Source organism: Pseudomonas sp. JDS28PS106, from assembly GCF_036706555.1.
GTDB lineage: Bacteria > Pseudomonadota > Gammaproteobacteria > Pseudomonadales > Pseudomonadaceae > Aquipseudomonas.
In genome coordinates this window covers 48032-61834 of record NZ_JBAJGT010000010.1, presented here as the reverse complement: position 1 = coordinate 61834, position 13803 = coordinate 48032, and the positions used below count along the sequence as shown (strand labels likewise).

Sequence of the window (13803 nt, the reverse complement as noted above, 5' to 3'; positions counted from 1 at the left end):
CATGGTAAATGAGCAGTTTTCGTTCAGTTTTGCCGCTGTCGCAAGCGGTGTTATCCACAACTCCAGAGAAGGGCCCCTGTCGTGACCGCCATTCAACTGATCGTTGGCCTGGGAAATCCAGGCGCAGAGTACGAACAGACCCGGCATAACGCAGGGGCCCTTTTCGTTGAGCGTATTGCTGCGGCGCAACGAGTCAACCTCGTTCCCGAGCGCAAATTCTTCGGCCTGACCGGGCGTTTCTCGCACCAGGGTCAGGACGTTCGTCTGCTGATTCCCACCACCTACATGAACCGCAGCGGCCAGGCCGTGGCGGCGCTCGCCGGTTTCTATCGCATTCCGGTCGATGCAATCCTGGTGGCTCACGACGAACTCGATCTGCCTCCCGGCGTCGCCAAACTCAAGGTCGGCGGCGGGCATGGCGGTCACAACGGGCTGCGCGACATCATTGCGCAGCTGGGTAACCAGAACACCTTTCATCGCTTGCGGCTTGGCATCGGCCACCCGGGCGATGCCAGCAAGGTATCCGGTTTTGTCCTGGGTCGAGCGCCACGTGCGGAACAGGAAAAGCTGGATGCCAGTATCGATTTTGCCCTCGGCGTGCTGCCGGAGATCTTCGCCGGTGAATGGAACCGTGCGATGAAAAACCTGCACAGCCAGAAGGCCTGACACCACTCGAGGGGATACACCATGGGATTCAACTGCGGCATCGTCGGCCTGCCCAACGTCGGCAAGTCCACCCTGTTCAATGCCCTGACCAAGTCCGGGATCGCGGCAGAGAACTTTCCCTTCTGCACCATCGAGCCCAATAGCGGCATCGTGGCCATGCCCGACCCTCGCCTGGCGGCGCTGGCGGCCATCGTGAACCCCAAGCGCATCCTGCCGACGACCATGGAATTCGTGGATATCGCCGGACTGGTAGCCGGCGCGTCGAAAGGCGAAGGCCTGGGCAACAAGTTCCTGGCCAACATCCGCGAGACCGATGCCATCGCGCACGTTGTCCGCTGCTTCGAAGACGAGAATGTGATCCACGTTTCCAACAGCGTCGACCCCAAGCGCGACATCGAGATCATCGACCTGGAACTGATCTTCGCCGACCTCGACAGCTGCGAGAAGCAGTTGCAGAAAGTCGCCCGCAACGCCAAGGGTGGCGACAAGGACGCAGTCGTCCAGAAAGGCCTGCTGGAGCAACTCATCGCCCACTTCACCGAAGGCAAGCCTGCGCGCAGCCTGATGAAGAACATGAGCGCCGAGGAAAAAGCGGTCATTCGCGGCTTCCACCTGCTGACTACCAAGCCGGTCATGTACATCGCCAACGTCGCCGAAGACGGTTTCGAGAACAACCCGTTCCTGGACGTCGTGCGCGCCATCGCTGAAGAAGAAGGCGCGATGCTGGTCCCGGTGTGCAACAAGATCGAAGCAGAAATCGCCGAGCTGGATGACGGCGAGGAAAAAGACATGTTCCTCGAAGCCCTGGGTCTCGAAGAACCCGGCCTGAACCGCGTGATCCGTGCCGGTTACGAAATGCTTCAGTTGCAGACCTACTTCACTGCGGGTGTCGAAGAAGTACGCGCTTGGACTGTACGCGTCGGCGCTACCGCTCCCCAGGCAGCGGGCGTGATCCACACCGACTTTGAAAAAGGCTTCATCCGCGCCGAGTGCGTTTCGTATGACGACTTCATCCAGTACAAGGGCGAAGCCGGAGCCAAGGAAGCCGGTAAGTGGCGTCTGGAAGGCAAGGACTACGTGGTCAAGGATGGTGATGTGTTGCACTTCCGGTTTAACGTCTGACAACTTGCGTGGGCGCCACGCCCGGGCCTGACCAGAAGCCCCTGCATCGACAGCGATGCAGGGGCTTTTTCATGCGCCTTGTAAAAAACCACGTAGCAGTTGGCGGCCGGGAGTTGCCGAGGAGTCCAGATGGCGCACCATGTTGCCGTTCTGTAATAACGCCTATGACTAAAAGTTTCTACCAACGGCTCTCGCGGTTGAACTGCGAATAACATTGTTTTGTCTGTAGCCGGTGCACTCAAGCAGCGTTTCGCGGGCGCACCGCAACATGTAATTAATAATGGGCACGGCCGCTCTTCTATGTAAAATATCGACCTGACCGCCGACGTTCGGCAGGTCATGCAGGCGCATGTTCTGCACGGGCAATCACACGTGGTAATGGGCAGCCATTGCTTCAACGGGCCAGGCCGAGCCTTGTCATAAGCCAGGGAATACTCTTTTGAAGATCTTAGTAACAGGTGGTGCCGGCTTCATCGGCTCAGCGGTGATCCGTCACATCATTTCCAATACTGATGATGCGGTCATCAACGTCGACAAACTGACTTACGCGGGCAACCTGGAGTCGCTGCAGTCGGTGGATCAGAGCGAGCGCTATGCGTTTGCTCACGTCGACATCTGCGATCGCGCGGCCATCGATCGCGTCTTTGCCGAGCATCAGCCCGATGCGGTCATGCATCTGGCAGCCGAGTCCCATGTCGATCGCTCTATCAGTGGGCCGTCCGAGTTCATTCAGACCAACATCATCGGGACCTACACGCTGCTCGAGGCCGCGCGCGGTTACTGGAATCAGCTGGACGAATCGCGCAAGGCCGCGTTCCGTTTCCATCACATTTCAACCGACGAAGTGTACGGCGATCTCGAAGGCCCGGAAGACCTGTTCACCGAGACGACGCCTTATCAGCCAAGCTCGCCCTACTCGGCCAGCAAGGCCAGCTCGGACCACCTGGTTCGCGCCTGGAGTCGGACATACGGCCTGCCTACGCTGGTGACCAACTGCTCGAACAACTATGGCCCGTGCCACTTCCCCGAGAAGCTGATCCCGTTGATCATCCTCAACGCACTGGAAGGCAAGCCGCTCCCTATCTACGGCAAAGGCGACCAGGTTCGCGACTGGCTGTACGTCGAAGACCACGCCCGCGCGCTGTACAAGGTCGTGACCGAGGGCGAGATCGGCGAGACTTACAACATTGGCGGTCACAACGAGAAGCAGAACATCGAAGTCGTGCATACAGTATGCGCGCTGCTCGACGAACTGCGTCCGGATTCGGCCCATCGCCCACACGCCGACCTGATCACGTACGTACAGGACCGTCCCGGCCACGACCTGCGTTACGCGATCGACGCCAGCAAGATCCAGCGCGAGCTGGGCTGGGTGCCGAAAGAGAGCTTCGAGTCCGGTATCCGCAAGACTGTCGAATGGTATCTGAGCAATCCTGAGTGGGTCGCGCACGTGAAGAGCGGTAGCTACCAGCAATGGATCGACAAGAACTACACAACGCGCGACGGTAAGTAATGAAAATTCTTCTGCTGGGCAAGAACGGCCAGGTCGGCTGGGAACTGCAACGCTCGCTCGCCGTGCTCGGTGAGGTGGTTGCGCTGGATCGCCATCAGGTGGCATCGCCCTACGGCCCGGTTCACGGCGACCTGTCCGATCTGGAGGGGCTGAGAGACACGATCCGCCGCATTCAGCCTCAGGTCATCGTCAATGCCGCGGCCTACACCGCGGTCGACAAGGCAGAGACAGACCGTGAGCTGGCCCGCACAGTCAACGCGCTCGCCAGCCAGGTCCTGGCAGAAGAAGCCCTGCAACTGGATGCCCTGCTGGTCCACTACTCGACGGACTACGTGTTCGCCGGTACGGGAACCCGTGCCTGGAAGGAGACCGATGAGGTTTCCCCAGTCAACTGGTACGGCGCGACCAAGCTGGAAGGCGAGCAGCTCATCGTCGCGTCCGGCTGCAAGCATCTGATCCTGCGCACCAGCTGGGTCTACGCGGCACGCGGCAACAATTTTGCCAAGACCATGCTGCGTCTGGCCAAAGACCGCACGACGCTGAATGTCATTGCCGACCAGATCGGCGCCCCGACCGGCGCCGAACTGCTGGCCGATATCGCGACCGCGGCGCTTCAGCAGACACTGGCTCGCCCCGAATCATGTGGCATTTACCATCTGGCGCCGGCCGGGGAAGTTTCCTGGCATGAATACGCGCAATTCGTGATCGACTTTGCACGCGAGCAAGGTGAACTGTTAGCAGTGGAAACGATCAATGCTATCCCCACAACGCAATACCCGACTCCGGCTCAGCGACCACTGAATTCGCGCTTGAATACAGACAAACTGCGCCAGACTTTTTCTTTGCACTTGCCGGACTGGCGAAGTGGTGTAACCCGCATGCTCATGGAAGTACTGAACAAATGACTACGATCAATCGTAAAGGCATCATTCTGGCCGGCGGCTCAGGCACTCGTCTGCACCCGTTGACCCTCGGCGTTTCCAAACAGATGCTGCCGATCTACGACAAACCGATGATTTTCTACCCGCTTTCGGTACTCATGCTCGCGGGCATGCGGGAAATCCTGATCATCTCCACCCCTGACGATCTGCCAAGCTTCCAGAAACTGCTGGGTGACGGCAGCCAGTACGGCATCGAACTGAGCTACGCCGAGCAGCCAAGCCCTGATGGGCTGGCGCAGGCGTTCATCATTGGTGAAGAGTTCATCGGCAACGATCCTTGCTGTCTGATCCTGGGCGATAACATCTTCTACGGCCAGCACTTCTCCGAGAATCTGCGCTCCGCCAGTCAGCAGACCAACGGTGCAACAGTGTTCGGCTATCACGTTTCCGATCCGGAGCGCTTCGGCGTGGTGGAGTTCGATGAAGCCGGCCGCGCGCTGAGCATCGAGGAAAAACCGGCCAAGCCCAAGTCGAGCTATGCCGTGACGGGCCTGTATTTCTACGACAACCAGGTCGTCGAGATTGCGAAGAACATCAAGCCGTCCGCGCGTGGCGAACTGGAAATCACCGACGTCAACCGCGTTTACCTGGAAAAGCAGAGCCTGAGCGTGGAAATGCTGGGGCGCGGTTTTGCCTGGCTGGACACCGGTACTCACGAGTCGCTGCTGGAAGCGAGCCATTTCGTGCATACCATCGAGCAGCGCCAGGGCTGGAAAGTCGCCTGCCTTGAAGAAATTGCCTACACCAATGGGTGGATCACTCCTGAGCAATTGGGTGCGCAAGCAGAGAAACTGAAAAAGACCGGCTACGGCCAGTATCTGCAGAAGCTGCTCGACCTCGGTTCGTTCTGATTTGAGCGAGATCATGCCGTCTGGCTGTCAACCGTGTGGGCTACCAAGGGTCGCCGTATTGTTGGCGGCCTTCAACGGCGTCTTGTGGATAGAGGAACAGCTCGACTCCATACTGACGCAGACGAATGTCGATGTCAGTGTGTTCATTAGTGTAGATACATCGTCCGATTGGACGGAAGCCTTCTGTGAGTCTTACGCAGAGCGGCATGCAAATGTCACGCTGCTGCCGCCGTCAGGTCGCTTTGGCGGTGCTGCACGTAATTTCTTCAGGCTGGTCCGGGATGTCGATTACTCCGTCTTCGATTACGTGGCCTTTTCTGATCAGGATGACGTCTGGCACCGGGACAAGCTTGAGCTCGCCGTTGCAAGATTGAAGACGGATGATTTCGATGCGTATTCCAGCAACGTCACAGCGTTCTGGCCCAACGGCAAGCGGCTTGAGCTCGACAAGGCCCAGCCTCAGGTTCGTTGCGATCATCTCTTCGAGGCGGCGGGTCCAGGCTGTACTTATGTGCTCAACCGCCGCTTGGCGGATGCGTTCAAAGCGTCGCTGCTCAACCACTGGGATCATGCACAGCAGGTCACTCTTCATGACTGGTACTGCTACGCGTTCGCACGGAATCACGGTTTCCGATGGTTCATCGATCCAACCGCTACGATGGAGTACCGGCAGCACGCGGACAATCAGGTGGGGGCTAACACTGGAATCGCGTCGTTTACTGCACGCCTGAGGACGATAACCAACGGTTGGTGGCCCGCTCAGGTGCTACTGATCAGCCAACTGACGGACGGGAATCACCTGCTGCCACGAAAGCCTGGCCAGTCAACCCGCCTGCTTTTCCTCAAGCTGATCTTCAAAGCGAAGGCGTGCCGACGAAGAAGACGGGACAAGGTTTTGTTTGTCATGGCATGCCTCCTTGCCAGCATTTCCAGACCAAAATAATCGCTGGCGGTTGAATCCCTCCCTCTGCGTTTTGTCGTAGCAAAGAATCCAAAGGTCCGACCCTCTAATATCAGTACTTTCCTACAAGGTGCTCAATGTTACTGAGAGGCGGCTTATGTTACTGTGCGGCTTTTGCCTGTCTCACATGAAGTCGTTACACAGCAAGCTGTTAGAGACGTAAAACGGTTACTTGCGCAGAACCCCGGCCCTGCTTGAGTCAGATTTTTTGGTCGGAGAATCGAGCTGCAGCCTTTGCGGCGCGTTCCGCTCTTTTACAAGAGACGGATCAGCGATCCCGAAGCATTTTGGCGAAAGCCGCCGGTTACATAAGCAGGCCTCACCATGGGGAAAGGCCTGTGCGGGTTTAGGTCAGATATGGCCACCTGGATCAGCATTTCGGAGATACGTACATATGAATGCTACACGCCTCGCCATCCCGGACGTCATCGTGTTCGAACCTAAGGTATTCGGCGATGATCGCGGATTCTTTTTCGAGAGCTTCAATGAGCGGATATTCGAGGAGGCAGTCGGCCACTCGGTGCGCTTTGTCCAGGATAACCACTCTCGCTCGGTACGAGGCGTCCTGCGAGGTTTGCATTATCAGATCCAGCAGGCTCAGGGAAAGCTCGTCAGAGTGACCCAGGGAGAGGTGTTCGATGTGGCGGTCGATCTGCGAAAGAGTTCGTCGACCTTCGGTAAATGGGTCGGTGTTCACCTCACTGCTGAAAACAAGAAGCAGCTCTGGATCCCCGAAGGCTTCGCTCATGGCTTTATCGTGCTGTCGGAGAGCGCTGAGTTTCTTTACAAGACTACCGATTACTGGGCGCCCGAGCATGAGCGGAGCCTGGCATGGAACGACCCGACTATCGGTATTGACTGGCCGATAGACGACGAGCCGACACTGTCTGGTAAAGATCAGAAAGCGGTGACTTTTGAAAATGCAGAGGTGTTTGCTTAGTGAATCCTCACTCAACGCCATCTGCTGGTCCCGTAACGCTGGCATCCAGCCTATGGACGAACCGGTCACTCATTGCACAGATGACGAAGCGTGAAGTCATCGGGCGCTACCGTGGCTCTGTGATGGGCTTGACCTGGTCTTTCTTTAACCCGGTTTTGATGCTTGCGGTTTATACGTTCGTGTTCTCGGAAATTTTCAGCGCGCGATGGGTAGGTGTGGACACTGGCAAAGGCGGCTTTGCCATTTTGCTATTCGTCGGAATGATCGTGCATGGCCTCTTTGCCGAATGCGCCAATCGGGCACCCTCCCTAGTAATGGCCAATAGCAACTACGTAAAGAAGGTCGTTTTCCCGCTGGAAATTCTTCCGGTCATTACGCTTGGATCAGCGTTGTTTCACAGCTGCGTGAGTCTATTGGTGCTTGTCGCGGCGCAGCTATTGATCCTGAACACGCTTTACTGGACCTCTTTGCTCTTTCCGCTGGTCTTGCTGCCGCTCATCCTTGGAACCCTGGGGGTCTGCTGGTTACTCGCCTCATTGGGGGTGTACCTGCGAGACGTGGGTCAGGTCATCACAGTCCTGACCACTGTTCTTCTGTTCCTCTCTCCCGTTCTCTACCCCATGGCTGCGCTCCCTGAAGCGTATCGCCCTTGGTTACAGCTGAACCCTTTGACTTACATCATCGAAGAAAGCCGTAATGTGCTGCTGTTTGGCGGCATGCCTGACTGGTCGGATTGGGGAGTAGCGCTGCTAATCAGCCTCGTCATGGCTGTAATGGGTTTCTGGTTCTTCCAAAAGACGCGTAAGGGATTCGCTGATGTCATCTGACCAACCTGTTATCAGCGTCAAGAACGTCTCGAAGTGCTTCTACACCTATGACAAGCCACGCGATCGTCTCAAGCAGGCAATCGTGCCGCGCCTCCAGCGCTGGTCGGGACAAGATCAAACAACCTATGGGAAAGAGTTCTGGGCGCTGCGTGACATCAGTTTCGATGTCAACAAAGGAGAAACTGTCGGCATCGTCGGGCGCAACGGATCAGGCAAGTCCACGCTGCTCCAGATTATTTGCGGCACTCTTAGTCCGACGCTGGGCCAGATCGAAACGCGTGGTCGTGTTGCCGCGTTGCTTGAGCTCGGATCAGGCTTTAACCCGGAATTTACTGGCCGTGAGAACGTGTACCTGAACGCCGCAGTGTTAGGACTGAGTCGCGACGAGGTGGACGAGCGATTCGACGCGATTGCTGGGTTTGCCGATATTGGCGAGTTTCTCGACCAGCCGGTAAAGGCATATTCCAGCGGTATGGCTGTGCGCCTGGCGTTTGCTGTACAAGCTCAAGTCGATCCTGAAATCCTCGTGGTAGATGAAGCGCTCTCGGTCGGTGACGCTCGATTTCAGGCAAAGTGTTTCGAGCGCCTTAGGCATTTGAAGGAAAATGGTACCAGCATCCTGTTGGTGACCCACTCCAGCGAACAGGTGGTAACCCACTGCACCCGCGCCCTCCTTCTCGAAAAAAGTAAAATCGAGATGATTGGTGAGTCACGGCCAGTGATCAACCGCTATACCGACCTGCTGTTCGGAAGAGACAAAAGCCCTGTTACTGAAAAAAGTCTTGACCTCGCAGAAGCCGAACGCGTCGAGGGTCTACCTTCAGTGCCTGACCAAGAAGTGCTGCGCTTCGACGTGGACACTTACGCTGAACGCCCCGGTTACAATCCTCACGAATATCGCTGGGGGGATGGAGCTGCAGCCCTTCTTGATTTTCATATGACGGCATCGGGTCGCGAGTATCCTCCAAGTATGGAATCCGGGGAACTGGTCACTCTCCAGGTGGCGATGACGTTCCATCAAATGGTTGTCAACCCAATCATCGGATTTACTATCAAAACCAAGGAGGGCGTGACGGTTTATGGCACTAACTCCTACATGCTCGGATGCAGCGAAACCGGCTCGGTCGGCTCTCCGGGTTCCAGAGCGAAAGCTTGCCTGACATTTAAAAACGCACTGGCGACCGGGGATTACTTCATCTCTATCGGAATCGCCTCTCGCCAGGGAGAGGACATCGTGCCCCACGATCGGCGTTATGACTCAATACACTTTGTTGTAGAGCCGACGCCAAAATTGCTCGGCCTGATCGACCTCGGCGCCTCTATAGACATTGAACCGGTAACCGTTGATGTTTGAACTGGATAAGTGCGGATATATTTACGATACAACCTCAGGGGTCTGGGTCCGCGCCGACTATGAAGGTATCGCATACAGCGACGGAGACGCGTCTGAAAACGAGCTGGCGAGGATCGTCCGCGACGCAGGTGATGTTTCAGTCTTTTCCAGCGAGCTCACTCAGTACTGTACTGATTGGCCCAAGTTGTACCACCTGTCGTCGAGCCGCGGTAACATCTTCCGACCATTTGAGAATTTGCTTGACGGTAAAAGTGTTCTGGAAATTGGCGCAGGATGCGGAGCGATCAGCCGGTACTTGGGCGAAGTCGGGGCCAATGTACTGTCCTTGGAAGGAAGCCCGCGCCGTGCGGCGATCGCCGCAAGCAGAACCCGTGACCTGGCCAATGTCACCGTTCTGGCGGAAAGATTTGATGATTTCGAAACTGAGCACCAGTTTGACGTCGTCACCCTGATCGGGGTGCTAGAGTATGCAAGCATGTTTAGCGCCGATGCTGATCCGGCATACGGCATGCTGAAGCGGATCTTGGGCTTACTTAAACCTGACGGCCGGCTTTTTATTGCCATCGAAAACCAGCTCGGTCTCAAGTACTTTGCAGGCGCCCCTGAAGATCATCTGGGCATATCCATGTACGGCATCGAAGGTCGTTATGTAGATCGCCAGCCAAAGACTTTTGGAAAGCGAGAGCTTGAAGCACTGGTAAGTCGCGCAGGATTTGCTTCATCAAGCTTCCTATCACCGTATCCCGATTACAAAATACCAAATTCGCTTATCACCGAAAGCGGCTTCACTTCTCCCGACTTCGATGCGGCCGCCCTGGCCTCTCAGAACACGCGAAAAGACCCTCAACTGCCGGCCAATACAACCTTCAATCTTGAAAAGGCTTGGCCCGTAGTTATCGACAACGATCTGGGCATGCATCTGGCCAACTCATTTCTTGTCGTTGCGTCACGCACGCGAGAAGAGGTCGTCCCGAAGGACGTGTTAGGCTACCACTATAGTACGAGCCGAACCGCCGCATTTTGCAAAGCGTCGATATTTGTCCAGACTGCTGCCGGGATAGAAGTTCAGTACCAGCGGATTGGGGGAGGCTCGGGTGCAAAAACTGACGAGAGCGGTTTCCGATTCATCCTCCCCGAATCACATGGATACGCCAAGGGCACGCTTTTTAGTTCGGCTTTCCTGGAAGCCTCCACGACCCGAGACTGGAATGTCGAAACATTTACGCCATTTCTTTCAAACTACCTGAGTCATTTGAGCTATTTACTAGCTTTAGAAGGACATTCTGCAGTTCTCGACCGGATCGAAGCTCTGCTACCGGCCCATTATATTGACGCAGTCCCTCATAACATCGTGATCGACGAGCAAGGGAAACCGAACCTCATAGATATCGAGTGGGAGATGGTGGGAGGCATTGAGCTCGGACATTTGCTCACGCGGGCGCTATTGTTGCTCATCGCAAGCGCGTCACCGTTTTATGCGACTGGCACCATGATCTGTCGGCGCGATTTTATCATCCAGCTTATGCAGAGCGCTGGGCTTGTCGTAACCGAAGAGGAGCTGAACCGCTACGCGGTCATCGAAGCAACGTTCCAGGAGAAGGTTACAGGGCGGCCAGCCATTACCTTTGTTGACTGGTCGCCTGAAGCAACTATTCCAAAGCTCGGTTCAATGACGGACGAAGAGCCAAAACTTGCGACTCTTTATTATGGCGATGCAGACGGGGCTTTCTCAGAGCAGCGTACCAAAAGTCAGCAGGTGCATGACGGCCATCAGACGCTTATATTTTCGGTTCCTGCGACAGCGAAGTGTGGTGCACTGAGATTCGACCCGACAAACACTCGACAATCGTTTTCGGTCGAGACGATAAAAATCCACATCGATAATACTGCGGTATGGGCTTGGGATGCCCGATCCGAAGCACCGTTGGCCCCCGCCGGAACGACTGCATTCTGCAGCGGCGCCGGTGGCACTTTATACATGGCGCTGAACGAGGATCCTCATTTCGTTCTTCCTCTTGATATTCGCTCTTTGGCCAATAGCCAGTCATTCAAGGTACAGATATCGTTCACCTTGTTATCAGAAAGCGACGTCGCCGAAAGGCTGCATCGACAGGAAGAAGAACTCAAGCTTGCTCTGGAGTCTACCTCTGACGCGGGCTCGAACGGCCTGCAAGCCCTTCAAGCAATAAAAATGGCCAACGAAGCGGCACTCGAGAGCCACCGTCTTGCGATCGCAGAACTGGAAGCTACAAACCGATCTGCGCATGAAAGTCATCGGAGAACGCTCGCAGAGCTTCAAGCCGAAACGCAGGCAATCAAAGAGAATGACCGCCGTGATCTGATGGACGTCGAAGACCGCCATAGTTCTGAGCTCGCGGCCATTCAGGCCGAACATTCGATCGTTTTAGAAAATCATCGGATGGCGCTCACCGAACTCAGGTCCGAATACCTGGCACAGCAAGAACGACATCGTACGGCCTTGGCAGATATTGAAGCGGAAAATCTGGAACTCAGGGAAAGGCACCGGCAGGAGATCGCCGAGCTGCAGGTGGAAAGGCTGTATTCGCAAGATCGCGAGCATCGTAATCTAGCCCACAAAGACACGCAGATCGACGAGCTGAACCTCGGTCTCAGTGCCCTGCAGTCATCTTACAGCTGGAAGATTACCGCCCCGCTTAGACGCCTCGCGAGAGCCGCATATCGAGCAAAACGAATCGCAGCGTCATTGCGCAGCATAATTCGACGCGGGGGTGGCGTTGTCAGCACAACAAGGAAGGCTCTGGAAGTCTGGCGATCTCAGGGTATCTCAGGGGTCATTGCGCAAGCTCGATGGGTTCATAACATGCCCGCTGGAACGCCTGAGGTTCCGGATCGCCATGACTATGGCCTATGGATCAAGAATTACGACACCCTCGACGACGCTCGTATTGAGGGAATCAAAAACGACGTAGCGTCGTGGGATGACGCGCCGCTTATATCGGTCATCATGCCCGTTTACAATCCTCCTATAGATCTGCTGATGGAAGCCGTTGAAAGCGTTCGGGCTCAGCTTTATCCACATTGGGAATTGTGTATAGCGGATGACGCTTCCAGCGACCCGGAAGTCAAAAATTATCTGCGAGACCTGACAGTCCAGGAAAACCGGGTGAAAGTGGTTTTCCGCGAGTCAAACGGTCACATTGTGCAGGCGAGCAATTCCGCCCTGGCGCTGGCCCAGGGTCAGTACATTGCGTTAATGGACAACGATGATCTGCTTGCCAGTCACGCGCTTTATTGCGTCGCGAGAGCCATTCGTGAGAACCCGGACGCGGGCTTGATCTACTCAGACGAAGACAAAGTCGATATCAATGGGGTGCGCAGCGCTCCCTACTTCAAACCGGACTGGAACGAGTTTCTGTTCAGATCCCAGAATGTGATTTGCCATCTTGCTGCGTACCGGCGAACCCTTGTTGAGCAGGTGGGCCAGTTCAGGGAAGGGTATGAGGGCGCACAGGATTATGACCTAGCACTGCGCTGCGCTGACGCACTGGATCGCCGCCAGATCGTACATATTCCCCACGTGCTCTATCACTGGCGCATACATGCTGGTAGTACCGCGTTAGGAGGCGATGAAAAGCCCTATGCCGCTCTGGCAGGCGTAAGAGCGCTAGACGATCATCTGCAACGCAAAGGTGGTATCGGCACCGCCGAGCTGTTACCGCTGGGCATGTACAGGGTCCGATATACTCTGCCAAACGTCCTGCCCTTGGTCAGCCTAGTCATACCGACGCGGAACGCCCATGGTTTGGTCAAGCAATGCGTAGACAGTATCAGGAACCTGACTACTTACCCGCACTACGAAATCATTCTGATCGACAACGGCTCTGACGATCCTGATTCGCTGGAGTATTTTGCCCTACTGAACCAGGAAGAACGGATTCGCGTGCTTCGCGACGACGGGCCGTTCAACTACTCAGCGCTCAACAACCGCGCCGTTCAGATGGCCCAGGGTGAGTTGATCGGTCTGATCAATAACGATATCGAGGTGATCAGCCCGGGCTGGCTGGATGAGATGGTCTCTATCGCACTGCAACCGCAGGTAGGCGCCGTGGGTGCCAGGCTGTGGTATCCAGACGACCGTCTGCAGCACGGCGGCATCATCGTCGGATTAGGCGGCGTCGCCGGGCATTCCCATAAATACCTTCCCAAAGGCGCACCAGGGTACTTTTGCAGGGGAGAGCTGATCCAGGAATTCTCGGCGGTCACGGCAGCCTGCCTGATCGTCAAGAAATCGGTCTTCGAGGAAGTTGACGGCCTCAACGAAAATCATCTCAAGATCGCATTCAATGACGTAGACTTTTGCCTTAAAGTTCAGGAAGCCGGTTATGTGAACGTCTGGACACCTTATGCAGAGTTGTACCATCACGAATCGGCAACTCGCGGTGTCGAGGACACAGCAGAAAAACAGGCCCGTTTCGCAGAGGAAATCCAGTATATGAAGTCGCGGTGGCCGAATATTCTGGACGATTACGCATATAGTCCAAATCTAACCCTGGACCGAGAAGATTTCAGCCTGGCTTGGCCATCAAGGAGCAAGATATGAGCCCCCCCATCCATTCAATGGCTTTCACTGCCGCACACATTAATGG

The 13803-nt window shown here is 55.8% G+C and carries 10 protein-coding genes; all 10 read left to right on the top strand.

Annotation, left to right across the window (positions count from 1 at the left end; all coding sequences use genetic code 11):
* Window positions 1-81: 81 nt before the first annotated feature.
* Entirely contained in the window at window positions 82-666 is a 585-nt protein-coding gene (gene pth / locus TRP66_RS16900; RefSeq protein WP_333404834.1) for an aminoacyl-tRNA hydrolase, read from the top strand.
* Between the two features lie 21 nt (window positions 667-687).
* Window positions 688-1788 carry a redox-regulated ATPase YchF gene (ychF, locus tag TRP66_RS16895; protein ID WP_333404832.1) on the top strand — a complete coding sequence of 367 codons (1101 nt, stop codon included), beginning with the start codon at window positions 688-690 and terminating at the stop codon, window positions 1786-1788.
* Window positions 1789-2227: 439 nt separating this feature from the next.
* Window positions 2228-3301 carry a dTDP-glucose 4,6-dehydratase gene (gene rfbB / locus TRP66_RS16890; RefSeq protein WP_333404830.1) on the top strand — a complete coding sequence of 358 codons (1074 nt, stop codon included), beginning with the start codon at window positions 2228-2230 and terminating at the stop codon, window positions 3299-3301.
* Window positions 3301-4206 carry a dTDP-4-dehydrorhamnose reductase gene (rfbD, locus tag TRP66_RS16885; RefSeq protein ID WP_333404828.1) on the top strand — a complete coding sequence of 302 codons (906 nt, stop codon included), beginning with the start codon at window positions 3301-3303 and terminating at the stop codon, window positions 4204-4206. The genes rfbB and rfbD overlap by 1 nt, the downstream gene beginning before the upstream one ends.
* Window positions 4203-5093 (top strand): glucose-1-phosphate thymidylyltransferase RfbA, encoded by an 891-nt coding sequence (gene rfbA / locus TRP66_RS16880; protein ID WP_333404826.1) that lies wholly within the window; start codon window positions 4203-4205, stop codon window positions 5091-5093. The genes rfbD and rfbA overlap by 4 nt, the downstream gene beginning before the upstream one ends.
* Before the next feature lie 13 nt (window positions 5094-5106).
* Window positions 5107-6036, top strand: a complete 930-nt coding sequence (locus TRP66_RS16875) for a glycosyltransferase (protein ID WP_333405043.1) — start codon at window positions 5107-5109, stop codon at window positions 6034-6036.
* 412 nt (window positions 6037-6448) lie between these two features.
* Window positions 6449-6994, top strand: coding sequence for a dTDP-4-dehydrorhamnose 3,5-epimerase (gene rfbC / locus TRP66_RS16870; RefSeq protein ID WP_333404823.1), 546 nt, complete (start codon window positions 6449-6451; stop codon window positions 6992-6994).
* Entirely contained in the window at window positions 6994-7821 is an 828-nt protein-coding gene (locus TRP66_RS16865; protein ID WP_333404821.1) for an ABC transporter permease, read from the top strand. Before rfbC ends, TRP66_RS16865 begins: the two co-directional genes overlap by 1 nt.
* Window positions 7811-9175, top strand: coding sequence for an ABC transporter ATP-binding protein (locus TRP66_RS16860; protein ID WP_333404819.1), 1365 nt, complete (start codon window positions 7811-7813; stop codon window positions 9173-9175). Before TRP66_RS16865 ends, TRP66_RS16860 begins: the two co-directional genes overlap by 11 nt.
* Window positions 9168-13757, top strand: coding sequence for a glycosyltransferase (locus tag TRP66_RS16855; protein ID WP_333404817.1), 4590 nt, complete (start codon window positions 9168-9170; stop codon window positions 13755-13757). The genes TRP66_RS16860 and TRP66_RS16855 overlap by 8 nt, the downstream gene beginning before the upstream one ends.
* Window positions 13758-13803: the final 46 nt, after the last annotated feature.